Consider the following 23,193-nt stretch of genomic DNA (forward strand, 5'->3'; position numbering starts at 1 on the left):
CGGTTCGAACTGAAGAGAGTCCCATCGCGCTGTAATGGAAGCGCCTTTTTTAGGTTAAACTCCTGTTTCTCTGACAAATGATTACCTGACTATCGATCATGACTGGCACGTCCTTATCCAATACCAAGCGCCTGCTGCTGGGGCTGACCGGCGGAGTGGCCGCTTACAAGGCAGCGGAACTGGCGCGCATTTTGATCCGTGATGGTATCGAAGTCCAGGGGGTAATGACGGAATCCGCCTGTCGCTTCATTGGGACAGCGACATTGCAGGCATTAACCGGTAAACCGGTATTCATGGACTTATGGGATGCCAGCGTCCCCGACAGCATGGCTCATATTGATCTTTCGCGCAATATGGATGCCATTCTTATTGCTCCTGCCAGCGCGGATTTTATTGCGAAACTCGCTAACGGAATGGCCGATGATTTGCTCTCGACGCTGTGCCTCGCGCGGGACTGCCCATTGCTGATCGCCCCCGCCATGAATCGCCAAATGTGGGAAAATCCCGCTACGCGACGCAACCTTTTTACGCTCGGGCGTGACGGCGTGACGATACTCGGTCCCGTTAGCGGCCTTCAGGCCTGCGGGGAGACCGGTATGGGCCGCATGCTGGAAGCACATGAGCTCGCTGAAACGGTGAGCGCTTTTTTTCAGCCCAAGCTGCTACAGGGCAAGCGTATGCTAATTACCGCGGGACCCACCTACGAGGCCATTGATGCAGTCCGGGGAATCACCAATTTAAGTTCCGGAAAAATGGGGTACGCCGTTGCGCGCGCAGCTCTCGAAGCAGGGGCGGAAGTCATTCTCATCTCCGGTCCGGTTTGCCTGGATGCCCCTGCGGGTGCCAAGCGCGTCAATGTGGTGAGCGCACAGGAAATGCTGGCAGCGGTAAAAAACGAGATTTCCAGCGCGGACATGTTTGTGAGCGTCGCGGCGGTGGCGGATTACCGCGCCATCAAACCCAACAAACAGAAAATAAAAAAGACCGGCGGTAGCATCATGCTGGAATTTATCCCCAATCCGGATATTCTGGAGTATGTGGCGAGTTTGCCCAAGCCGCCTTTTTGCGTGGGTTTCGCCGCGGAAACGGAAAATCTGGAGAAGAACGCGGATGCCAAGCGCCGCAAGAAGAAATTGCCGCTGCTTGTGGCGAACCTGGCCCAGGATGTTATCGGTTTCGATGAAAGTACGTTGACCTTATTCGACAACGAAGGCAAACATCCTCTACTGAAAGCATCGAAGATCGAGCAGGCGCGACGTTTGATTAAGCATATTGCATCGCTCTGCGAGAAACAAGAAATCTGACATGATAAAAATCGACATTAAAGTTCTCGACCCGCGCCTGAAAGACCAGTTGCCGGCTTATGCGACTTCCGGCTCGGCCGGTCTCGACTTGCGGGCCTGCATCGACCACGTGATGACGATTGAACCTGGAGAAGCCAACCTTATCCCTACCGGCATCGCTGTTCATCTTGCCGATCCGGGACTTGCCGCGATGGTGCTGCCGCGCTCCGGATTAGGCCACAAGCACGGGATCGTTTTAGGTAACCTGGTCGGACTTATCGATTCCGACTACCAGGGCCAGATATTCGTCTCGTGCTGGAATCGCGGACATGTTCCTTTCCCGCTGAATCCGCTGGAGCGGATCGCACAACTGGTAGTGGTGCCGGTGGTACAGGTGGGTTTCAACGTGGTGCAAGACTTTGAGCAGAGTCGCCGGGGCGCGAATGGCTTTGGCAGTACCGGAAAACATTAAACTTGAAATCAGCAATTGACTACTGTTCCACTCTTCAGCTGCACGCTATGGCCCGCAAAGATTACCCGTGCCACTTGATCATCACTTTCCGGGGGCATCCGCTACAACCTGCGGATTTACGCTAATGCGCATTCTTGCGATTGTTTTTGTTTTTCTTCTATCTGCGCCGGTTAACGCGGGAATGCCGGTGAGCCAGCTTAAGATCTCCGGTCATACCCTTCTTGCCGAAGTCGCGCACACGCGGACTGCCCGCTCACAGGGGTTGATGTATCGACAGTCAATGGAGAAAGATAGCGGGATGCTATTTGTATTTCCCGAAGCTGGACGTCACGGTATGTGGATGATGAATACTGACATTCCGTTGAGCGTCGCCTTTCTGGATGAGCAGGGGGTGATCCTTAACATCGCCGATATGATGCCCAACACGAGCAATGCGCATCGCTCCGCTGGTGCGGCGAAATATGCGCTTGAAATGAACCTCGGCTGGTTTGCGGCGAAAAATATAAAAGCGGGCGAGCGGGTTATCGGGCTTGAAAAAGTGCCGCTCGCAGAATAACCGGGCCGAAAAGCAGCATAGTTTCCTTACCGTCGCTTCAACGCATTCCCGGAATCATTCCTTTCATGCCCCGCATCATTTTCGCCATTCCTCCTTTATTCATCATTTTCATCATTTTCTGCGTTTGTTCGAATTGTGCCAGCAAACGGTTTACTTCCTGCACGGAGACACCTGCTCCCGCCGCGATGCGGCGTTTGCGTGATGCTTTCAGAATTTCCGGCTTGACGCGTTCTCTTGGTGTCATGGCGTTGATGATTCCCTCGGTGCGGGCCATGACTTTGTCGTCCATTTTTACGTTCTGGGCGGCCTGAGTGAATTGTGCAGGTAACTTGTCCATCATGGCGCTCATGCCACCCATGTTTCTCATTTGTTGAAACTGCATTTTGAAATCGTTCAGATCGAAGTTTTTTCCCGATTTTATTTTTTTTGCCAGTTTTTCTGCTTCGTGTTGATCCACGCCGCGCTGAGCTTCTTCAATTAATCCGAGCACGTCTCCCATGCCGAGAATACGTGATGCCATACGATCAGGATAAAATGCTTCCAGTCCAGTCAACTTTTCGGCTACACCGGCAAATTTTATCGGCCTGCCGGTGACTTGAAGCACCGATAACGCCGCACCGCCACGGGCATCGCCATCAAGCTTGGTGAGAATCACGCCGGTCAAGGGCAATGCTTCAGCGAACGCTTTGGCGGTATTAACCGCGTCCTGTCCCTGCATCGCATCTACCACGAACAAGGTTTCGATAGGTTTCAGCAGCGTTTCCAGCTCTCTGATTTCCTCCATCATTGCTTCGTCGATAGCCAGGCGCCCCGCGGTATCCACAATCATTACGTCATGGAAGTGCCTGCGGGCAAAATCCAATGCGGCAATGGCAATTTCTTTCGGCCGCTGCCCTGGTTGCACCGGGAAGAAGTCTGCGCCGGTTTGTTTGGCAAGTAATTCCAACTGTTGAATAGCGGCGGGACGATACGTGTCGCAGGATACCAGGAGCACTTTTTTCTTCTTTTGTTCCATCAGCCACTTGGCCAGCTTACCGCTACTGGTCGTTTTGCCGACACCCTGTAACCCAGCCATGAGAATGACTGCCGGCGGAACAGTAGCCAGATTGATATCAGCCTTTTCTCCTCCCATGATGGCGATCAGTTCCTGATGCACCACGCCCACCAGCGCCTGCCCCGGTGAAAGACTGCCCATCACTTCCTGGCCGACAGCTTTTTCCCTGATGCGCGCGATAAATTCCTTAACCACCGGCAAGGCTACATCGGCTTCCAGCAGGGCCATGCGAACCTCACGCAATGCCTCTTGTATATTGGTTTCGGTCAGCCGCGCTTCCCCCCGCAGGGTTTTGATGACGCCGGAAAGCCGGCTGGTAAGATTGTCGAACATGCTAAATGCCCCTCAAGAAAAATTGGTGTAGACTAGCCGGAACTCCGCTTTAATCTGCAATATCAATGTCCGGTATTTTAGCCTATCTTGTCGCCTGCCTGCTTTATGGACTGATCGGCTGGCATTTCTGGCGCACCAGATGGAATGCGCCCCCAGTATCCGCGAGCGACGCCATTATATCCCCAGGGTGGGAGCGGTACGCCATTCTCGCACCGCTGGCGCTGCACGGTTATACGCTTTATCAATCCGTATTTTCGGGTGCTGGATTAAATTTTGGCGTGGGCAGTGCAGTTTCTTCCATCGTTTGGCTTACCGCCACGATTTACTGGCTGTCCGGCTTTTTCTACCGGCTGGAAGGATTGCAAACCCTGGTTGCGCCGGTGGCGGCCGTGGCTGTGCTGCTACCGTTAGCCTTTCCTTCGCTGCGGCCTCTGGCCAATACCGAACTACCAGCTTTCAAAGCGCATATCTCGATCGCCATGCTGGCTTACAGCCTGCTTACCATCGCTGCGCTGCATGCATTGCTGATGGCGGTGGTGGAGCGCCGTCTGCATCATCCGTCCATGCCTTCGGTAATGAGCAATCTGCCTCCGCTTCTGGCCATGGAGAAGGTGTTGTTTCGCGTCATCTGGGCGGGATTCATACTGCTCACACTGACGCTTATCAGTGGCATCGTTTTCTCGGAGGAAGTGTTTGGGCAACCGCTCAAATTCACGCACAAGACGCTATTCGGCATCATTTCATGGGGTGTTTTCGCCGCGCTGCTAACGGGCAGGGAACTCTATGGCTGGCGGGGCCGCATTGCCATTCGTTGGACGCTGGCTGGATTTATCATTCTGCTGCTGGCCTATCTCGGCAGTAAATTTGTATTGGAAGTGATACTGCGGCGCTGAGAACCTTGGGGGAACGGCGGCGCAAGGGCACACCGCGTCCACTTTTTTAAACCACCGGGCTTCAGGATAGCCGCCCCTTCCAATTCCGAATTCTTTCTATTTGCATAGAGGCGTTTCTTTTGGAAGACATGCCGTTGTATGTGCTGCTGATAGCGCTGGCTGTTTTATTGATCCTATCCGCATTTTTTTCCCTTTCCGAAACCAGCATGATGGCGATCAACCGTTATCGGTTGAAGCATCTCGCAAAAGAAGGGCATCGTGGCGCCCGCCTGACTACCCAGCTGCTGTTGAGTACTGACAGACTTCTCGGGGTGATTCTGCTCGGCAATAATTTGCTGAACGCCGCCGCCGCGACACTGGTGGCGGTTATTATTTCCAACTTTTTCGGCCATAACGACCTGGCGTTGCTTATCGGAACGGTATGCGTGACCTTCGCCATTCTGGTGTTTAGCGAAATCACGCCCAAGGTGGTTGCCGCTGCTTACCCGGAGCGTATCGCGCTGGCTTCCAGCTACGTGCTGACGCCGTTGCTCAAGCTTTTCTACCCGGTGGTATGGTTTGTCAACCTGTTCGTCCAGGCGCTGCTCACCATCCTGCGCTTGAGGCCCAGGGAGAGTAATGCGACACAAAAAATCAGCCTGGAAGAACTCAAAACCCTGGTGCTGGAAGCGGGACACTTCATCCGTAAAAAGCACCAGAGCATGTTACTCAATCTGTTCGACCTCGAGACCGTTACTGTTGACGACGTCATGGTGCCGCGTGGACAGATTGAGGCCATCGACCTTCAGGACGACGATGAAGTTATCCATAACCAACTGCTTACATGCCATCACACGCGCCTGCCGGTCTACCGGGGAACGCTTGATAACGTGATCGGTATCATTCATGTGCGCAAAGTGCTGAACCAGATGAGAAGCGGAGAAGTCACCGCCACGATACTCGAGAAAATCATGCGCGAGCCGTACTTCATCCCATCCGGCACACCTCTGTTTTCGCAGCTGCAATTATTCCAGGAAAACCGCGAGCGCGTGGGCCTCATCGTCGACGAATACGGCGAATGGATGGGACTGGTTGCGCTGGAGGATATCATTGAAGAAATTATCGGCGAATTTACCACGCACGCGCCGACACAAGCGGGCACCTTCGTGAAACAGGCCGATGGCAGTGTAATCGTGGAAGGCAGCAGCCTGCTGCGTGATCTCAACCGCAAGCTTGGCATGCGGTTCCCGCTTGGAGGCCCAAAAACTCTCAACGGCCTTATTCTGGAACACTTCCAGGATATTCCCGAGGCCGGCACCGGCCTGAAGATTGCCGATTATCCAATGGAAGTCGTCCAGACCCAGGACCGGGTAGTCAAGGTAGTGCGAATCTTTCCTGGTCCCACGCCATTTCAGTAGGGCCAGAATACAGGTTAATACATGCCCTTGATAATCGGTTTAACCGGAGGAATCGGCAGCGGCAAAACCAGCGCCGCGAAATTCTTTGCCGCCTTGGGCGCAGAGCTTATCGATACCGATGCGATTGCGCATGAAATCACCCAGCCGCAGGGTGCGGCAATTGCCGCCATACGGAAAATTTTTACCGAAAAATTCCTCACTGAAGATGGCGCGCTGAATCGAAAAGAAATGCGTAGCCTGGTATTCTCCGACAGCCAATCCCGTCGGAAACTCGAAGCGATTCTGCACCCCCTTATCCGGGTTGAAGTGGCCCGCCGTGCCGCGCTTTTTACCGCCTCCTACGGAATGATAGTTGTACCGCTGTTGCTTGAAACCGGCGGCTATCGGGGGATGATCCATCGCGTCCTGGTGGTGGATTGCAATGAGCATGACCAGATTGCACGCACTGTTGCGCGTGCCGGACTGGATGAACAAACGGTGCGTGCGATCATGGCAACGCAGCTTTCCCGCAATGAACGGCTGCAACAAGCGGACGATGTGATTACCAATGATGCGGATATGGCGCATCTGCGGCAACAAGTCGATACTCTGCACCGGAAATATCTCGACTTGGCGAACAAAAGTTGATTTCCCGCCAGAACTTTACAGTCATTACATGGCAATTTTGATTGTCAATTTCTGTTTCATAGGGCAATATCATAGGCCGTATTCCGGCCCTCGAACCCTCAATCATGATTTGCTACGAACACCCTCTGAGCGAACGCATTCGTACCTTGTTGCGGCTTGAGGACCTGTTTGACAAGATGGCTTTTTTTTCCGCCAAGGATGAAGCTACCGAGCACCACTGCGCGCTTGTTACGTTATTTGAAATCCTTGATGTAACGGGTCGTGCCGACATGAAATCGGATTTGCTGCAGGAACTGGAACGGCAGAAACAAGCATTGGAAATTCTTCGCAGGAACCCGGATGTTTCAGAAGGCGCGCTGAATCAGGTGCTGGATAACATGCAGGCCGCTTCCCATAACATGCTGAATATGACTGGCAAAATTGGAGAACATGTGCGTGAGAATGAGTGGCTGATGAGCATTAAACAGCGCATCGGCATACCTGGCGGCGTATGTGAGTTCGACCTGCCCTCATATCACTATTGGTTGCATCTTGACCCTGCGCTACGCCGCAACGACCTCAACGAATGGCTCGCGCCACTGCTGCCGCTACAGGATGGTTTCAGTATTGTTTTGCACCTGCTGCGGAACAGCGGAAAAACCCTCCGGCATACCGCTCATCGCGGCGTATATCAGCAGATGGGATCCGGGCGTGTCGCGCACATGCTGTGCCTGAAGGTAAAAGAAAGCCTGCCGTGTGTGCCGGAGATCAGCGCCAATAAATATGCGCTTAACATTCGCTTCGTCATCTCGGGTTCGAGGCAGAAAACCAGAATATATGAAGACGATGTAGAGTTTGAACTGACTTTTTGCAATCTATGAGCCCAGCCTGTTAGGTATGTACCCCGGCTTTGGCAGTGGCCGGGCTAGACGATATTTATCTTTCATCAGTTTCGTGAAGTCCACTCCTTGTTAATTCACTTGCAATGGCAAACTTTTTTGCGCTAATTCCCGCAGCGGGCGCTGGTTCACGCATGCGGGATGAGCTTCCCAAGCAGTACTTGCCATTGGCCGGCAAGCCAATGATTTACCACGCTTTAAGAACGATTTGCAGTTCGCTGCGGATCGTGCGTGTGTTCGTGGTGCTTGCGCCAGGAGATGACGAATGGTTGCGGCATGACTGGTCGGAATTCTCGGGCAAACTGGTTGTGCTCCAATGCGGCGGTGCGACGCGTGCCCAAAGCGTGCTTAACGGCTTGCAAGGGGCACGAGACATCTCGGCCATCGGAGATGGCGACTGGATCTTGGTACACGATGCGGCACGGCCCTGCTTAGGCGAAACGCAACTCGACAAACTGATGGATGAACTGGCTGGTGACGAGGTAGGCGGATTACTCGCTGTTCCGGTGGCGGATACATTAAAGCGCAGTGACACCAGCAGCCGCGTTGCATGCACCGAATCCAGGGAAAATTTATGGCAGGCGCAAACGCCACAGATGTTTCGTTATAGATTGCTGGTGGAAGCCTTGAGCATGACCGGCGGCGCGACCATGACGGACGATGCGGGAGCGGTTGAGGCGCTGGGCTTGCAACCCAAGCTGGTGCTGAGTGATGCACGCAACCTAAAGGTGACTTATCCTCAGGATCTCGCCCTGGCGGAGCTGATACTGAGAAATTCCTGACCAAGGTATTCACTATTGATCTGGCGATAAAATACCCATGAAGGTTGTCATTTCCCAAACCGGCGTGCGTGCTTCGAATGCCGCTGCTTTCGCCTGTGCCTGTATAGCTTTATTACTGTTTGCCCGCTGGATCAATAAGAAATGAAACGAGAGAGGAAAAGATGAGTACGGTTAGAATTGGGCAAGGTTTTGATGTGCATCAGTTGGTCGAAGGCCGCAAACTTATCGTGGGTGGCGTGGTCATTCCGTACGAAAAAGGTTTGCTCGGGCATTCCGATGCCGACGTCTTGCTGCACGCGATCTGCGATGCGCTCCTCGGCGCTGCGGCGCTGGGCGATATCGGTAAACATTTTTCGGACGCCGATCCAAGATACAAGAACATCGACAGTCGCGTGTTATTGCAAAATGTCTCCCGTTTGCTGGAAGGGCATGGCTACAAAGTGATCAATATCGATGCCACTATCATCGCCCAGGCGCCGAAAATGTCGCCACATATTCCCGCCATGATTACCAATATTGCACAGGATCTGGGCATGCGGACAGGGGATGTCAATGTCAAAGCCAAGACCGCGGAGCGCTTGGGGCCTGTTGGCAGGGGCGAGGGGATAGAGGCGGAAGCAGTATGTCTGATAACCGGAAATGCTGAAGTCTGAGTAGATCCTTTACGGAGTGAGCTGTGGCAAATCCGAAAGACGCGATCAGAACTTCCCGATAAACGATGCGGATAACTGAAGTAAAACCGGATGCCAAGCGGGAAACTGTCAGGGTTTTTTTTGCGATATGGCCAGACGGTGCCGCTCAAAAGCAATTGGCTGCCGTGACAGAACAATTGCAGGCAGATCCGCTCTGCAGTGGACGTAAAACCGAGCCGGAAAATATTCATCTCACGCTGGTATTCGTGGGGGAGGTGGATACCGGCGGGCTGGAGGCGCTACGTTTGGCAGCTGACGAGGTTCGCGGTCGCAACACACCTGCTTTTGATATTGTCATTGAAGAAATTCGCTACTGGAAACACAAGGGGATTGCTTACGCGACAACAGGCAAGATCCCCCGGCAACTTGGAGATTTGGTAGATGCGTTGCGGGATGCCCTATCCGCTGCCGGATTCTCAATAGAACGGCGTACTTATAGGCCGCATATTACATTGATGAGAAAAGCTTCCTGCCAGGCCATGCCCCACTTGGAGGAGCCGATAACCTGGAAGGCACGCGAATGGGTGCTGGTTAAATCAACACGAACCGGCAATGGGCCGGTTTATAACCCAATTGGGCACTGGCCTTTGCCATGATCTCGTGAAGCATCCTGCCTACCTACAGATTGAGTTGGCGGATAAACTGAAAAGTGAACTCACTTAGAACCTTGAATTGTTGGTGCTGTCCATTGGTACACAGGTAAGCGGGCAACAAACGCCGGCATAAGTTTTCGTTGGAAGATGCCAGTACAACGTTACAGTCTTCATCACATTCATTCAAACCATCTCTTGAAAATTATCGCTTTCGATACTTCTACCGAGTACTGTTCGATTGCACTATTGCTGGATAGCGAGTTATTGAGCCGGGAGGTTCTTGCCGAGCAGCGGCATTCTGAGCTGATCTTGCCGATGCTGCAGCGAGCGTTGGAGGAAACCGGGATGACCCTGGCACAAATGGACGGTATTGCGTTCGGGGCCGGACCAGGCTCCTTTACCGGCCTGCGAATTGCTTGCGGAGTGGCGCAAGGACTGGCTTTTGGCGCAGACCTGCCGGTGATGGGCATATGCACGCTGGAGGCGTTGGCACAAGAAGCAGGTAGCGGTAATGTCATTGCCGCGCTCGACGCGCGCATGGGTGAGATCTACCATGCCGCTTATACAAAAGGGGATGGGTGGCAATCCGTGAGCGAACCGGCTTTATGCCTGCCGCAGCACGCGCCACTGCTGCCGGGACGCGACTGGATCGGTTGCGGGAGCGGTTTTTCGGTGTATGAGGAAGTATTGCGCACGCGCTACAACGGTTGCGTCAGTCACATCGTCAGAGGACTCAGGCCTCATGCGCGCGCCATCGCTCAGTTGGCTGCGCCGAGATTTGAAAAAGGATCAGGTCTCGATCCCGCCGCCGCCGCGCCGTTCTATATCCGTAACAAAGTGGCTCTGAAGGAAAAGGAACGATGAGCGCTCAACTGCAGGAGATGCCGCAGATCAGGCGGATGTATCTGACAGACTTGGACGAGGTAGTCGCTATCGAACGGGAGGTTTTTCTCTTTCCCTGGACACGAGGCAATTTCAGTGATTCAATCGACTCCGGCTATCATTGCCTGGTATTGGAGCACGGCGGGCAACTTTTTGGTTACGGTGTAATGATAATTGGAGCGGAAGAAGCTCACTTGCTGACACTTAGTATTGCCGCGGGATTGCAACGGAAGGGCTGGGGCGAGGGATTGTTGCGGCATTTTATTCAGGTGGCCAAGGAACAGCGTGCACGATCGATGTTTCTGGACGTACGCGAGTCCAACCATGCAGCCGCCCGGCTGTATAAACGGATCGGCTTCAGGCAGGTTGCCAGGCGCAAGGATTATTACCCTGCGATGGGCGGACGCGAGGATTCGTTAGTCATGGAGTTAATGTTGTGACCGTATCCGGTAACGTCAAGCACGCCAGGCGTAAAGAAATACTTAAAGAGCTCGGTCTGACGCCATTGTGGCGTGCCAGAGTGCCGGATACGCCCAATCATGCTTCTCCTGCGGTGACTGGGGAGCATGTTTCCATTAGCCAGGCCCAGGTTAACGCGGGGGCTGAAGACCGGCGTTCGACAATCCTGCGAATGGACTGGGATCAACTTAAGATGAGCGTGGAGGGTTGCATCGCCTGTCCGCTATGCCAGTCTCGCTCGCGTACGGTATTTGGCATAGGCGACAGGAATGCCGATTGGCTGTACGTGGGCGAAGGACCAGGGGTTCAGGAGGATGCTACAGGGGAGCCCTTTGTTGGCCCGGCCGGCAAACTGCTGGACAATATGCTGGCGGCAATCAATCTTAAGCGCGGCCGAAATGTTTATATCGCCAATATCGTAAAATGCCGCCCACCTGGCAACAGAAACCCTAATTCGCATGAGGCGCAGCAGTGCGAACCGTATCTTGCACGGCAAATTGCGTTGATCCAGCCGAAACTTATCATTGCTTTGGGGAAAGTCGCCGCACAGAACCTGCTGAATACCGATGCCACGCTCGCCGCCTTGCGCGGGAGGCTGCACGAGCACTCCGGCATCCCTGTTATCGTCACTTACCACCCAGCCTATCTGCTGCGCACGCTTGCTGACAAAGCGAAGGCCTGGGAGGACTTGTGTTTTGCCAGAAGCACGATGCAGAGCTTGCAATCGGGCGATTTAATCCCCACTTATGATCGCTAGAGCAAAATTTTTCAGGAAGAATTCCATGCATAACTTGCTGTTGTCCCTGACGTTGCTTTTCACGATTACCTTGAGTGGCTGCGGCTACAATACCTTGCAATCCACGGACGAGCAAATCAAGGCGACCTGGGCGGAAGTTCTGAACCAGTATCAGCGGCGCGCGGATCTGGTTCCCAACCTGGTAAATGTGGTGAAGGGTTTCGCCGCGCAGGAGAAAGACGTCTTGCTGGGTGTCACCAATGCCCGCTCCCGAGTCGGCAGCGTCCAGGCCACCCCGGAGCTGATCAATGATCCGGAGGCATTCGCGAAGTTTCAGAGTGCGCAGGGGGAATTGACGAGCGCCCTGTCGCGTTTGCTGGTTGTGGCCGAGAATTACCCGCAGCTTAAATCGGACGCTAATTTCCGTGACTTGCAGGCACAGCTGGAAGGAACCGAAAACCGTATAACCGTCGCCCGCAACCGTTATATAAAGGCGGTCCAGGAATACAACGTGGTGGTGCGCTCATTCCCCAGCAATCTTACCGCGATGGTATTCGGTTTCCAGGTCAAACCCAGTCTCACGGTGGAAAACGAAAAAGAAATTTCCACCGCGCCCAAGGTGGATTTCAGCGCGCCATCGCCGGCAAGGCAGTAAAAATATCGCGTATCAGTTGATTATGAGTCAAGCTGGAGGAAAAGTCCTCGCGCTCATCGCACTGCTTCTCTCCGCTTCTTTATCGGGGGCGGAAGTAGCGGTTCCGCCTCTCAAGTCTCCCATTACCGATCTGACCGGGACGCTTTCACAGGGTGAAATCGCGCAACTCGAGCAAAAACTGGCGGCATTCGAGGCGAAAAAAGGCAGCCAGATTGCGGTATTGCTTGTTCCCACTACTCAACCGGAAACCGTCGAACAATATTCGATCCGTGTTGCCGAGGCGTGGAAGCTGGGGCGAAAAGGCGTGGATGATGGCGTGCTGCTGGTCATTGCAAAGCAAGACAGGGTGTCACGCATAGAAGTCGGCTATGGGTTGGAAGGCGTGCTACCGGACGCGGTGGCAAAGCGCATCGTTGATGAAATAATGATTCCTGAATTCAGGCAGGGAGATTTTGCGGGCGGCATTGCTGCCGCCATCGGGCGGTTAATGGGCGTAATCGAAGGAGAACCATTGCCGCCACCTCGATCCAATCGCGGCAACGGGGCGGCCGGGGCGGGTATCGTTCTCGACAGTATTATTCCGATTTTTATCGGGCTCATCGTACTCGGCAAAATATTGCAATCTCTGTTTGGACGCCTCATCGGCGCCACAGTGATGAGCGTTACGGCCGGGCTCATGGGCTGGCTCATCTTTTCTTCAATAATCATCGCCATGGTTATCGCTGTTCTCGTCCTATTGATAAGCTTGTTTGGAAGTTCGGGCGGAGGCATTTCCAGGGGTGGTCGCAGCGGTTGGCCGGGGGGTGGGCTCGGTCGAGGTAGGGGCGGCTTTGGCGGCGGTGGTTTCAGGGGAGGTGGTGGCGGTTTTGGCGGCGGTGGCGCATCGGGGAGATGGTAGATGAATTCCGCACGCATACTGCGGCATCTTCTTACGGGTCATCTGGCGGTGCGGCGCCTATTTCCCGTCTCGTCCCTGACAGCTATCGAACACGCCATCAAACAGTCGGAAACCAGTCACGGAGGCGAGGTCTGTTTTGCGGTGGAGCCTGCGTTGAATATGCCGCCTCTCCTTAGAGATCAGTCGGCACGAGAACGGGCGGTAGAGGTGTTTTCCCTGCTCCGGGTGTGGGACACAGAGCTTAATAACGGTGTGTTGATTTATCTGCTGCTCGCAGACCACGACGTTGAAATCATCGCCGATCGGGGAATTGACGCCAAGGTCGGTGGTGACGAGTGGGAAAGAATCTGCGGCGAGATGGAAGCCGCTTTCCGTCAAGGACAGTTCGAATCAGGGGTGATCGCGGGAATACGCGCTATTGGTAGTCACTTGCAACGCCATTTTCAAGCAGGGAGGGCGGGTGGGGGGAATGAGTTGCCTGATAAGCCGGTTATCCTGTAACGGATTCCAGATATCGCGCAATATTTCCGGTAGCGAACTCTCTATAATTGGAAAGCCGGGTGGCGCAAAGCCTTGTGGGATCAGGGGTGCGCTAAAACGAAAACAGGGCGACCCGCCGCCGAACTCGGATTCAATGTCCCTTATGCGCCCCGATCAGATGAAGAGAATCTTCAATGCTCTGGTTGTGCAGGTGCCATTGGCGTATCAGCGCCATGATCACGGCCACGAATAATCCGAACAGGACAATAACGGTATAAACATGCACCTCGAAGCTCACCAGTACAGCATATATTGCCAACATGGCAAGAATGCTCAGGTTTTCATTGAAATTCTGTACTGCGATAGAGTGACCCGCGCCCATTAGGATATGGCCGCGGTGTTGTAGCAGAGCGTTCATTGGCACCACAAAAAATCCCGCCAGTCCGCCGATCAGCATCAGAAGTATGATCGAAATCCATAGCTCGCGCGCCAGAATCATGGCCATCACTACAATACCCATGGCGATGCCAAGAGGAATGACTTTTACCGACTGCCGCAGCGATACCAATCGTGCCGCGATAATCGCGCCTATTGCAATCCCGATGGCAACCACGCCTTGTAATTGTGCCGCCTTATTCAACGGATAGCCGAGCGCGGCATCAGCCCATTTGAGCACAATAAATTGCAAGGTTGCACCCGCGCCCCAGAACAACGTGGTTACGGCAAGCGAGATCTGTCCGAGCTTGTCCGACCATAGCAGCTTCATGCAATGGCTGAATTCGTGAATCAGGAATATAGGGTTTTTCTTCAGGATGCGGTGATCAACTCCGGTATTGGGAATGTACAGATTGAAGATCGCGGCTGTGCTGTAAAATACGGCGATAAGGAGAATACATGCTTCCGGAGTGGTGTCCACGCCAGTGTCTATGAAGGGAAAGTCGAACGCCAGGAATATGGAAGAGACTGCGGGTGTAATCAGCAATCCGCCCAACACCGTGCCAAGCACGATAGAAGCGACGGTCAAGCCTTCGATCCAGCCATTAGCGATGACCAATTTTTCCGGCGGCAGCAGTTCCGTGAGGATGCCGTATTTGGCCGGGGAATAGGCTGCGGCCCCAAGCCCGACAACTGCATAGGCGGCGAGAGCGAGATACTGGTGTGAAGCCAGGAAAAGTAAACCGCAGCCGGTGATCTTGATCGCATTGCTAATGAACATCACCCGCCCTTTAGCCATGGAATCGGCAAACGCTCCGACAAAAGGGGCAAGAATCACATAGAATAAAACAAATACAAACTTGAGCATGGGGGTAAGATAAGCGGGAGCGTGCAGCTCTATCAGAAGTGCAATGGCAACGACCAGTAGCGCATTGTCTGCCAGCGAAGAGAAAAACTGCGCTGCCATGATGGTATAAAATCCGCGTTTCAAACTGCCCCCTTTCCAATACTTTCTCGCGATAAGGCGCAAGATTATACAACGCTCGTCCAAGCCTATTTTGAGAGAAAGTTTTATACCATGAATCCGCCTGGGCGACCAACTTAGCTGGCTAATTGAACACCATATTTCAATATCAATGATGAATTTCCCATCCGGTTCCAAGCACTAGTCAGATGTCGCGACCCATCCAGGCACTCATTGATTTATCCGCACTCGAACATAATCTATCCGTTGTTCGCCGTCATGCGCCTCACTCGCGCGTCATGGCGGTGATCAAGGCCGATGCTTACGGCCATGGATTGCTGCGTGCCGCAGAGGCGTTGAGGCGGGCAGACGGTTTTGCCATGCTCGAGATGGACGCAGCAGTGCGTTTGCGGGAAGCAGGGTATCGCCAGACTATCCTGCTGCTTGAAGGTTTTTTTGGCATAGAAGAACTGGCATGGATCGAGCAGTACCATCTAAGCACCGTAATCCACCACCGCGAGCAGCTGGCAATGTTATCCGCGCACCGGCCGGGCGTTAGGCTGCATGTTTTTCTGAAGCTCAATACCGGCATGAACCGCTTGGGATTCACGCTTGAACAATTTCCCGCTGCGCTGGAAGCGCTGAAAGCCAGCCCCGCTGTCGGCCAGATTACGCTCATGACCCATTTTGCTTGTGCTGACGAGTCCAGCGGAAACGAAAATGTCAACGCGCAGTTACAACGTTTCAATCTTGTTGCGGCAGGACGAAATTTGCCGCTTTCCCTGGCTAATTCCGCCGCCATCCTCCGCTATCCGGAAGCGCATGCCGACTGGGTGCGTCCGGGAATCATGCTTTATGGCGCTTCGCCGTTTTCTGATCGGACCGCTGACGAACTGGATCTGTATCCCGCCATGACCGTATCGAGCCGAATCATCGCAGTTCAAACGCTTAACCCAGGGGATGGAGTCGGATATGGCCATATTTTTCGCGCCGACCGTCCGATGCGTGTCGGCATTGTTGCGGGCGGCTATGCTGATGGCTATCCTCGCCATGCACCTGCAGGTACGCCCATACTGGTGGACGGCAGGCGCGCACGTATCATCGGCCGCATCTCCATGGACATGCTGCATATCGATCTGAGCGGAGTCGAAAATGCCGGAGTAGGTAGTCCGGTAACACTGTGGGGAAAGGGAATGCCGGTGGACGAAGTGGCGCGAGCGGCAGGCACGGTGAGCTATGAATTGCTATGCGCCTTGGCGCCACGGATGCGAATAGCAACATAATCGCCATTCGCGGCGATGAGATAGCGGCGGCGTTCACCCCCGGACGTTCCTCTCATTGCTTCTTCGGGCTTTGCTTTCTTTCCAGCTATGAGCCGGATAAGACGCAAAAAGGCGGTCGAAGGACCGCCTTTTTATCTGATGAGACCCCGATTCCCGCGGCTATTCGACTTTTGCCTTGGCGCGCAGGTCGGCAACAAAGGTTGCGAATTGCCGCTGCAGCACGCGTTGCGCCAAATTCTGCTTTATTTCCTCGAAGGGCGGAATTTTTAATGGCCGCACGTCATCCAATCGGATTACATGCCAACCAAAAGGGGTTTTTACCGGCTGCTCGGTGAGCTGGCCCTTGTTCAGCTTGGTCAATGCTTCCGCGAAAGGCTGAACATAGCTACCGGCAGGGCTCCAGTCGAGCTCGCCACCCTTATTTTTACTGCCGGCGTCCAGTGATTTTTCCTGGGCGATCTTGTCAAGCTTACCCCCTTTCTTGATACGGGCGATAATGTCTTTGGCTTCCGCTTCGGTACCGACCAGGATGTGATGTGCCTTGTATTCTTTATCTCCCATCTGGGTTTTCAGTGCTTCATATTCCTGGCGAAGCTCTTCGTCGCTGACCGGGTGATTCTTCACGTAGTCGATTTGGTATGCTCTAACCAGCGCTGTCAGACGGGCAATTTCCATCTGGGATATGAAATCAGGATCCTTGTCGAGCCCTTTCTTCAGCGCATCCTGGGCTATTATTTCCTCCGTTATAAGATCCTCCCGCAAGGCTTTCCTGGTTTCGGGACTGTCCGGCTGACCCTGGGCGGCACGCGCTTTCACGATAAATTCAAGGCGCGACTGAGGAATAGCTACTCCATTTACCTTTGCCATGGGTGTGTTGGATTGGGGCTGAGCAGTCGATTGCGCCTGAGCGGCCGTTACGGCGATCAGGCCGGAAATACCGAGCACCGTCAATTGAGAAAATTTCATAAAACGCATAGTATTTCCTTGTCAGTGGAGTCAGAGGGTTGAATCAAATCAGATTTCTTCTGGAGTATACGCCTTTACACTCAGCGCGTGAATATCCTTATGCATCATCTCATTCAATAATGCATAGACCAGCCGATGCCGGACCAAGGTGGATTTGCCGCAAAACTTGCGTGAGACAATGGTGAGAATATAGTGCCCACCGCCGCCTTTAGCACCCTCATGCCCCGCGTGCCGCGCGCTCTGGTCAACAATTTCAACTTGTTCCGGGTCAAGAACGGCAAGCTTTTGCCTGATTAATTCGATGGCAGCCGTCATGCTTATTATGCCGACGACGGAAAAACTTTCCTGAATGGCCTGACTATTACGTTTGCATATACGCCGGAAGTGGCATAGGGATCGGCTTCTGCCCAGGCGCGTGCGGCTTCGAGCGACTCGAATTCAGCCACGATAAGGCTGCCGGAAAATCCTGCGCGCCCCGGGTCCGGGCTATCAATTGCCGGATATGGTCCCGCCAGGATAAGGCGCCCCTCGTTCTGGAGCGCATTGATGCGCTCCAGATGCGCAGAACGCACCGCCAGACGTTTTTCGAGGCTATCGGGAATATCTTCCCCGCTTATTGCGTAGAGCATCATGCCTCTTCATCCTTCTTGTCTTCCATATACTTTCCCAGCATCAATCCTTGCACCAGGACAAATACCAGCATCAGTCCCATGAACCCGAACAGTTTGAAATTGACCCAGGTTTCGGTGGAATAATTGAATGCCACGTAGAGATTAGCTGCGCCCATTAATGCGAAGAATGCGGCCCAACTGGCATTGAGGCGACCCCATATCGGTTCCGGCAGTGTAATTTGCCCTTTCATCATGACACGAATGAAATTCTTCTTGAAAACCGCATGGGCTAATAACAGCGCTCCGGCGAATAGCCAGTAAAGAACGGAAGGTTTCCACTTGATGAAGGTTTCATCTTGCAGTATCAGCGTCGCGCTACCGAAGATGACGATGATAACGAGACTTACCCACAGCATGGTGTCAACTTTGCGGTGGCGAAACCATACCCAGCCGATTTGCGCAAAGGTTGCGACAATGGCGACAGCAGTGGCGGCGAAGATTCCATAGATCTTAAAAGTAACGAAAAACAGAATTACCGGAAAGAGATCAAAAAGAAACTTCATAAATGCGGAACGACGCGGGTTGTAGTGGATTGATGAAAGTTAATTATGGTCATTAAGTAGCGCGCTTCAGTTGCCTCAATGTAGATGTACCGGTGTCACTTCACCTTCTTCGGGAAATTCGGCATGTACTACTTCACCTTCCGGATTTGGAAATAGCGGTGCGCCACATTCTTCGCAATACTCAAGAAGGAACCGGTTGTCCAGCAATGTAGTATGCATTATCCCGCATTCCTGCAGAGCCGTTTCGATTTGCGTTACCGTATCGCTGTTTTCGTCTTCGTCTCCAACCAGCGCCCAGACGATGCCATAGAGCACGTCGTCGCGATCCTTGAGGGTGAAACTGACCCGGTATTCCTCCAGCCATTGGTCATAAAAGGGCGCAATTACCGCACGCAGCCTGTTCGCGGAAATATTTAAAGTAGATTGCAGAAACTCAACCGTGGCATGCATGGAGTAGGGCCGGGCGAGACGGTCTGCCATGCGCCACGCCGAAAAAAAGCCATCCGGTATCAATAATTCAAACGCGCAACCCTGGAATAACGGACGCAGGGCTTCTGTGCCCTGAGACCGCCACGCAAGCAGTATCTCCTGTTTTGAAAATTTAATACCAGATGAGTTGCCGGCGCTCTTGTCCTCGCCGGTCCTGCCAATTTCCTGCCAGCGGAACATGGGCTTTCCCTGCGGTACCGCAATCGCACCGAGAAGATAGCGGGTGTCGGACAGGAAACGTCCCGTTTCAGCCAGTTGTCGCGGATTCATGTGCAGTTCCCGCTCTCCGGTCACCGCCGCCTTCCATAGCTTGTCGGCAAGTTCATGCGTAAGGTGGTAGCCACGGGGCAATTGATCAGGACTGAACAGGCAGTTCGCGAGCACGAATTGAACATTCGCCGCCAGCACGTGCGCCTCCAGTTGCACCCGGACATTGGCAAGCACCGGTCCGGCTACCGGGCCCGAAGGGATCGAGAAACGCGACCAGGTCAGCACGGGCACCGCGAACATCAGTACATCGTAACCGCGGTCTTCCCGCGTCAATATGCTGCATTCGATCGCTGCTTCAATGGCATAAATGAATTCACCGTAACCTGCGGGATCGCTCTCATAGAGTTGATCCAGTGCTGCTTCGAGGTTTTGATCGTCGCCCGTGCGCAACTGGGCGTGTATCTTTTCCGCAAGCCGGTTCTCCCAGAATGCGTCCTCGATACGGCTGCCGGAGGCCGCAAGTCCCGCTGCCATGCGGGAAAGCTCCTGAACCACGCGCGGGGATTTAGTGCGGTGAGGGACGCGAGGTTTTTTCATGAAAGAGTGAAGCGTAACAGGCAAGAAGCCATTTTAACCTAAATCCGCCGGGAAAAAATGGACTCCCTGAACGGGAATCCTTGAGGGGTAAATAAGAGGCGAGTTATTTCGAGTGCTGCCGCTGCGGGAAAACCGCTTCTCGGTGAAACCGCCCCTTAATTATTTCTCATCGGTACCTTCCTTGATATCGTGGCGTATGACTGCTATTGGAAACGGCAGAAACATCCGCCCGTGGACCAGCCGGTACAACACCGGCAGTACAAGCAGGGTCAGTGCTGTGGATGACAGGACACCACCAATGACTACCGTCGCCAATGGCCGTTGCACTTCCGCGCCCGTGCTTGTGGCCAAAGCCATGGGAATAAATCCAATGGCCGCCACCAGCGCCGTCATCAGCACTGGCCGCAGCCTGGTCAAAGCGCCAGTGTGAATAGCTTCATCAAGGGTTAGCCCTTGTTCTCTCAAGTCACGGATAAATGCCAGCATGACCAGTCCGTTCAACACCGCCACCCCGGAAAGGGCGATGAACCCGACCCCGGCGGAAATAGACAAGGGGATACCGCGCAACCATAATGCCAATACTCCGCCGCTGAGCGCGAAAGGCACGCCGGTAAACATCAGCAATCCATCTCGAAAATTTCCGAACATCGTATAAAGCAGGATAAAAATCAATCCAAGCGCTGCGGGAATCACAACCTCGAGGCGCTGGGCGGCAGAAATCATTTGCTCGAATTGCCCCCCCCAAGTCACCCAGTAGCCGGGGGGAATCTGCACCTTCTCGGCAATAAGCGCTTCCGCTTCATTCACGAAAGAACCGAGATCGCGGCCACGCACGTTGGCGGTGATCACCGCTCTGCGTTTACCGTTTTCGCGGCTCACCTGGTTGGGACCCTGGACGATTTCCAGATCGGCCACCTCGCTTAACAGCACGTAGCCGGAAACGTTATTTGGAGCAACCGGAGTACTGGCTACGTTCGAATCGGGTAGCTTGATCGGCAAGCGTTTGAGGGTCTCGATATCGCTACGCAAGGTCTCCGGCAGCCGGACCTGAAGCTCGAAGCGGCGATCACCGTCATAAATCGTGCCCACGTTTCTTCCACCGATACCGATCGTCACCGCATCCTGCACATCCACCGCATTCAGACCGAAGCGCGCCATTTTTGCGCGATCCATCTGAACCGAAAGTCCTGGCAATCCGGTAATTTGTTCGATTCTCACATCCGCTGCGCCGGGAACAGCTTCAAGGAGTTTTTCAATCTGTTCGCCCACGTCGAGCAAGGTGTCCATGTCATCGCCGAATACTTTTACCGCGACATCCGCGCGTACGCCCGACAACAGCTCATTGAAACGCATTTGTATTGGCTGGGTGAATTCGTAGTTGTTTCCCGGTATTTCCCGCACGGCCTGCTCAATGGCGGCGACCAGTTCCGCCTTGGTGCGGTGTGGCCCCGGCCATTCCGATGAGGGTTTGAGAATGATGAAAATGTCCGCAACGCTCGGCGGCATCGGGTCGGTTGCAATCTGCGCGGTTCCGATCTTGGAGAAAGTCCTGTCTACTTCGGGAAATGTCCTGATTCTTTTCTCCAGTTCATTTTGCATTTCGATGGCTGTGGTCAGGCTTGTGCCGGGAATGCGCAGCGCATGGAGCGCGATATCTCCTTCGTTGAGACTGGGCACAAACTCGCTGCCCATCCGCGTTGTCAGTAGGCCGGATAGCACCACAATCACCACCGCGAGCGTAACGGTCAGTGCTTTATTGCGCATGGCGGCAGCCAGCGCGGGCACATAGATTTCTTTTACCCATGTTACCAAGACGTTCTCTTTTTCTGCCACTTTGCCACTGAGAAACAGTGCGAGCGCCGCCGGGATAAATGTAACGGAGAGGACCATCGCGCCCAGCAGTGCGATCACCACCGTGAAGGCCATGGGATGAAACATCTTTCCTTCCACCCCGGACAGCGCGAAGATGGGTAGATAAACCACCATGATTATCAATTCCCCATAAATTAGGACCTGCCGCGCTTCCCTGGATGCGTCGAAAACTACTGCAAAGCGCTCGGCCGGCGTTAACTCGCGTCCCAGCCTCGCCTGCTCATGTGCCAAGCGCCGGATGCTATTTTCGACAATAACGATGGCGCCATCCACGATAAGGCCGAAATCAAGCGCGCCCAGGCTCATCAGGTTGGCGCTGATGCCGTTCGCCACCATGCCGCTAAAGGTGAACAACATCGATAGCGGGATGACGAGCGCGGTAATCAGCGCCGCGCGAAGGTTGCCCAGAAACAGGAACAACACCACGATGACAAGGGTGGCGCCTTCAAACAGGTTGGTTGCGACGGTACGAATGGTTTTGTCTACCAGGGTGGTGCGATTGTAGACCGGGGTGGCAACCACGCCTTCCGGCAAATTGCGATTGATCTCCGCCAGCTTGTCGGCGACTGCCTGGGAGACAGCCCGGCTATTTTCGCCAATCAGCATGTGCGCCGTGCCCAGCACCACTTCCTCACCGTCTTGCGTTGCCGCGCCGCTGCGTAACTCCTTGCCGATAATTATGTCGGCGACGTCCCTGATATGTATCGGCACCCCTTGACGGCTGCCCAGGATGATTGCGCCAATTTCATCCACGTCCGCTACTTGTCCGGGTACCCGAACCAGGTGTTGTTCGCCACTTTTCTCGATATAGCCGGCGCCGACATTGAGATTGTTACGCTCCAGGGCGATGACCACATTTTGTAACGTCAAGCCGAAGGAGAGCAGTTTTTCCGGATAGGGCGTGACGTGGAACTGTTTAACGAAGCCGCCGATCGCATTGACCTCGGTGACGCCTTTAACCATGCGCAATTGGGGCCGGATGATCCAGTCCTGCATTTCGCGCAAATCGGTCGTGGTGTACGCCATGCCATCCGGCTTCAGCGCATCTTCCTCCGCGTCAACCGTCCACATAAAGACTTCGCCCAGGCCCGTAGAGATCGGCCCCATCGTGGGGATAATCCCCAGGGGCAGGCTGGCGTTGGCCTCCTGTATCCGCTGGTTTACCAGTTGACGCGCGAAATGGATGTCAGTACCGTCATCAAAAACAACTGTTACCTGCGACAATCCGTAACGAGAGATGGAGCGGGTGTGGTGAAGATGGGGGAGGCCGGCCATGACCGTCTCGATCGGAAAAGTCACACGCTGCTCGACTTCCACGGGTGAATAACCGGGTGCCTGGATATTGATCTGCACCTGTACGTTGGTAATGTCCGGCACGGCATCGATAGTCAGCTTCTGGTAGCTGTAGACTCCAAGTCCCGCCATTCCCAGCACTGCCGCCAGGACAAGTCCCGGATGGTATATGGAGAGTCGTAAAATACGTGCAATCATGATGTTCTGGCCTTGGTTTGTTTTTAGGTTGTCCTCCGGCTT

25 protein-coding genes are annotated in these 23,193 nt (G+C 54.0%); 17 read left to right on the forward strand and 8 right to left on the reverse strand.

The features are described 5' to 3' along the window. Positions 1-98 precede the first annotated feature (98 nt). The 3 genes from coaBC to BLP45_RS10765 all read left to right on the forward strand — a co-directional run bounded on the left by coaBC (position 99) and on the right by BLP45_RS10765 (position 2,311). Positions 99-1,304: a bifunctional phosphopantothenoylcysteine decarboxylase/phosphopantothenate--cysteine ligase CoaBC gene (coaBC, locus tag BLP45_RS10755; protein WP_090372484.1), complete on the forward strand. Its 1,206-nt coding sequence runs from the start codon at positions 99-101 to the stop codon at positions 1,302-1,304. Position 1,305: 1 nt separating this feature from the next. After that, a complete protein-coding gene (dut, locus tag BLP45_RS10760) occupies positions 1,306-1,755 on the forward strand; it encodes a dUTP diphosphatase (RefSeq protein WP_090372485.1) in 450 nt (149 codons plus the stop codon). A gap of 124 nt (positions 1,756-1,879) precedes the next feature. Further along, positions 1,880-2,311: a DUF192 domain-containing protein gene (locus BLP45_RS10765; protein WP_176754730.1), complete on the forward strand. Its 432-nt coding sequence runs from the start codon at positions 1,880-1,882 to the stop codon at positions 2,309-2,311. A gap of 37 nt (positions 2,312-2,348) precedes the next feature. On the opposite strand, the gene ffh is transcribed toward BLP45_RS10765, so the two are convergent. Beyond that, complete coding sequence (gene ffh, locus BLP45_RS10770) at positions 2,349-3,698, reverse strand: signal recognition particle protein (RefSeq protein WP_090372486.1); 1,350 nt, start codon at positions 3,696-3,698, stop codon at positions 2,349-2,351. 65 nt (positions 3,699-3,763) lie between these two features. On the opposite strand from ffh, the gene BLP45_RS10775 reads away from it, so the two are divergent. From BLP45_RS10775 to BLP45_RS10835, 13 genes are all read left to right on the forward strand, one after another. After that, positions 3,764-4,591 carry a cytochrome C assembly family protein gene (locus tag BLP45_RS10775; protein WP_090372487.1) on the forward strand — a complete coding sequence of 276 codons (828 nt, stop codon included), beginning with the start codon at positions 3,764-3,766 and terminating at the stop codon, positions 4,589-4,591. A gap of 128 nt (positions 4,592-4,719) precedes the next feature. Beyond that, entirely contained in the window at positions 4,720-5,988 is a 1,269-nt protein-coding gene (locus BLP45_RS10780; RefSeq protein WP_176754735.1) for an HlyC/CorC family transporter, read from the forward strand. 21 nt (positions 5,989-6,009) lie between these two features. After that, positions 6,010-6,615 (forward strand): dephospho-CoA kinase, encoded by a 606-nt coding sequence (coaE, locus tag BLP45_RS10785; RefSeq protein ID WP_090372489.1) that lies wholly within the window; start codon positions 6,010-6,012, stop codon positions 6,613-6,615. 104 nt (positions 6,616-6,719) lie between these two features. After that, on the forward strand, positions 6,720-7,475 hold the full coding sequence (gene zapD / locus BLP45_RS10790; RefSeq protein ID WP_090372490.1) for a cell division protein ZapD: 756 nt from the start codon (positions 6,720-6,722) through the stop codon (positions 7,473-7,475). Positions 7,476-7,579: 104 nt separating this feature from the next. Next, positions 7,580-8,275, forward strand: coding sequence for a 2-C-methyl-D-erythritol 4-phosphate cytidylyltransferase (gene ispD / locus BLP45_RS10795; protein ID WP_090372491.1), 696 nt, complete (start codon positions 7,580-7,582; stop codon positions 8,273-8,275). A gap of 161 nt (positions 8,276-8,436) precedes the next feature. Then, positions 8,437-8,928, forward strand: a complete 492-nt coding sequence (gene ispF / locus BLP45_RS10800; protein ID WP_090372492.1) for a 2-C-methyl-D-erythritol 2,4-cyclodiphosphate synthase — start codon at positions 8,437-8,439, stop codon at positions 8,926-8,928. 65 nt (positions 8,929-8,993) lie between these two features. Then, positions 8,994-9,563, forward strand: a complete 570-nt coding sequence (gene thpR / locus BLP45_RS10805; protein ID WP_090372493.1) for an RNA 2',3'-cyclic phosphodiesterase — start codon at positions 8,994-8,996, stop codon at positions 9,561-9,563. Positions 9,564-9,755: 192 nt separating this feature from the next. Then, complete coding sequence (gene tsaB / locus BLP45_RS10810) at positions 9,756-10,424, forward strand: tRNA (adenosine(37)-N6)-threonylcarbamoyltransferase complex dimerization subunit type 1 TsaB (protein WP_090372551.1); 669 nt, start codon at positions 9,756-9,758, stop codon at positions 10,422-10,424. Continuing rightward, entirely contained in the window at positions 10,421-10,882 is a 462-nt protein-coding gene (rimI, locus tag BLP45_RS10815) for a ribosomal protein S18-alanine N-acetyltransferase (RefSeq protein WP_090372494.1), read from the forward strand. Before tsaB ends, rimI begins: the two co-directional genes overlap by 4 nt. Beyond that, positions 10,879-11,658, forward strand: coding sequence for a uracil-DNA glycosylase (locus BLP45_RS10820; RefSeq protein ID WP_218117988.1), 780 nt, complete (start codon positions 10,879-10,881; stop codon positions 11,656-11,658). The genes rimI and BLP45_RS10820 overlap by 4 nt, the downstream gene beginning before the upstream one ends. 25 nt (positions 11,659-11,683) lie before the next feature. Continuing rightward, positions 11,684-12,292, forward strand: a complete 609-nt coding sequence (locus BLP45_RS10825; protein WP_090372495.1) for a LemA family protein — start codon at positions 11,684-11,686, stop codon at positions 12,290-12,292. Between the two features lie 22 nt (positions 12,293-12,314). After that, positions 12,315-13,190 carry a TPM domain-containing protein gene (locus BLP45_RS10830; protein WP_090372496.1) on the forward strand — a complete coding sequence of 292 codons (876 nt, stop codon included), beginning with the start codon at positions 12,315-12,317 and terminating at the stop codon, positions 13,188-13,190. Then, positions 13,191-13,691 (forward strand): TPM domain-containing protein, encoded by a 501-nt coding sequence (locus tag BLP45_RS10835; protein ID WP_090372497.1) that lies wholly within the window; start codon positions 13,191-13,193, stop codon positions 13,689-13,691. Positions 13,692-13,821: 130 nt separating this feature from the next. Here BLP45_RS10835 and lplT read toward each other — a convergent pair whose 3' ends face one another. Beyond that, entirely contained in the window at positions 13,822-15,096 is a 1,275-nt protein-coding gene (lplT, locus tag BLP45_RS10840; RefSeq protein WP_090372553.1) for a lysophospholipid transporter LplT, read from the reverse strand. Between the two features lie 182 nt (positions 15,097-15,278). Between lplT and alr the strand changes: the two genes are divergently transcribed. Then, a complete protein-coding gene (gene alr, locus BLP45_RS10845) occupies positions 15,279-16,352 on the forward strand; it encodes an alanine racemase (RefSeq protein ID WP_090372498.1) in 1,074 nt (357 codons plus the stop codon). A gap of 159 nt (positions 16,353-16,511) precedes the next feature. Here alr and BLP45_RS10850 read toward each other — a convergent pair whose 3' ends face one another. The 6 genes from BLP45_RS10850 to BLP45_RS10875 all read right to left on the reverse strand — a co-directional run bounded on the left by BLP45_RS10850 (position 16,512) and on the right by BLP45_RS10875 (position 23,151). Beyond that, positions 16,512-17,327, reverse strand: a complete 816-nt coding sequence (locus BLP45_RS10850) for a peptidylprolyl isomerase (RefSeq protein ID WP_176754731.1) — start codon at positions 17,325-17,327, stop codon at positions 16,512-16,514. Between the two features lie 39 nt (positions 17,328-17,366). Continuing rightward, positions 17,367-17,633, reverse strand: a complete 267-nt coding sequence (locus BLP45_RS10855) for a BolA family protein (protein ID WP_090372499.1) — start codon at positions 17,631-17,633, stop codon at positions 17,367-17,369. Between the two features lie 5 nt (positions 17,634-17,638). After that, entirely contained in the window at positions 17,639-17,947 is a 309-nt protein-coding gene (locus BLP45_RS10860) for a YciI family protein (protein WP_090372555.1), read from the reverse strand. Next, complete coding sequence (locus tag BLP45_RS10865; RefSeq protein ID WP_090372500.1) at positions 17,947-18,492, reverse strand: septation protein A; 546 nt, start codon at positions 18,490-18,492, stop codon at positions 17,947-17,949. The genes BLP45_RS10860 and BLP45_RS10865 overlap by 1 nt, the downstream gene beginning before the upstream one ends. Positions 18,493-18,567: 75 nt before the next feature. Beyond that, positions 18,568-19,788 (reverse strand): DUF2863 family protein, encoded by a 1,221-nt coding sequence (locus BLP45_RS10870; RefSeq protein WP_090372501.1) that lies wholly within the window; start codon positions 19,786-19,788, stop codon positions 18,568-18,570. A gap of 159 nt (positions 19,789-19,947) precedes the next feature. Continuing rightward, complete coding sequence (locus BLP45_RS10875; protein ID WP_090372502.1) at positions 19,948-23,151, reverse strand: efflux RND transporter permease subunit; 3,204 nt, start codon at positions 23,149-23,151, stop codon at positions 19,948-19,950. Positions 23,152-23,193 lie beyond the last annotated feature (42 nt).

It is taken from the genome of Nitrosospira sp. Nl5, assembly GCF_900102495.1.
Classification (GTDB): Bacteria; Pseudomonadota; Gammaproteobacteria; order Burkholderiales; family Nitrosomonadaceae; genus Nitrosospira.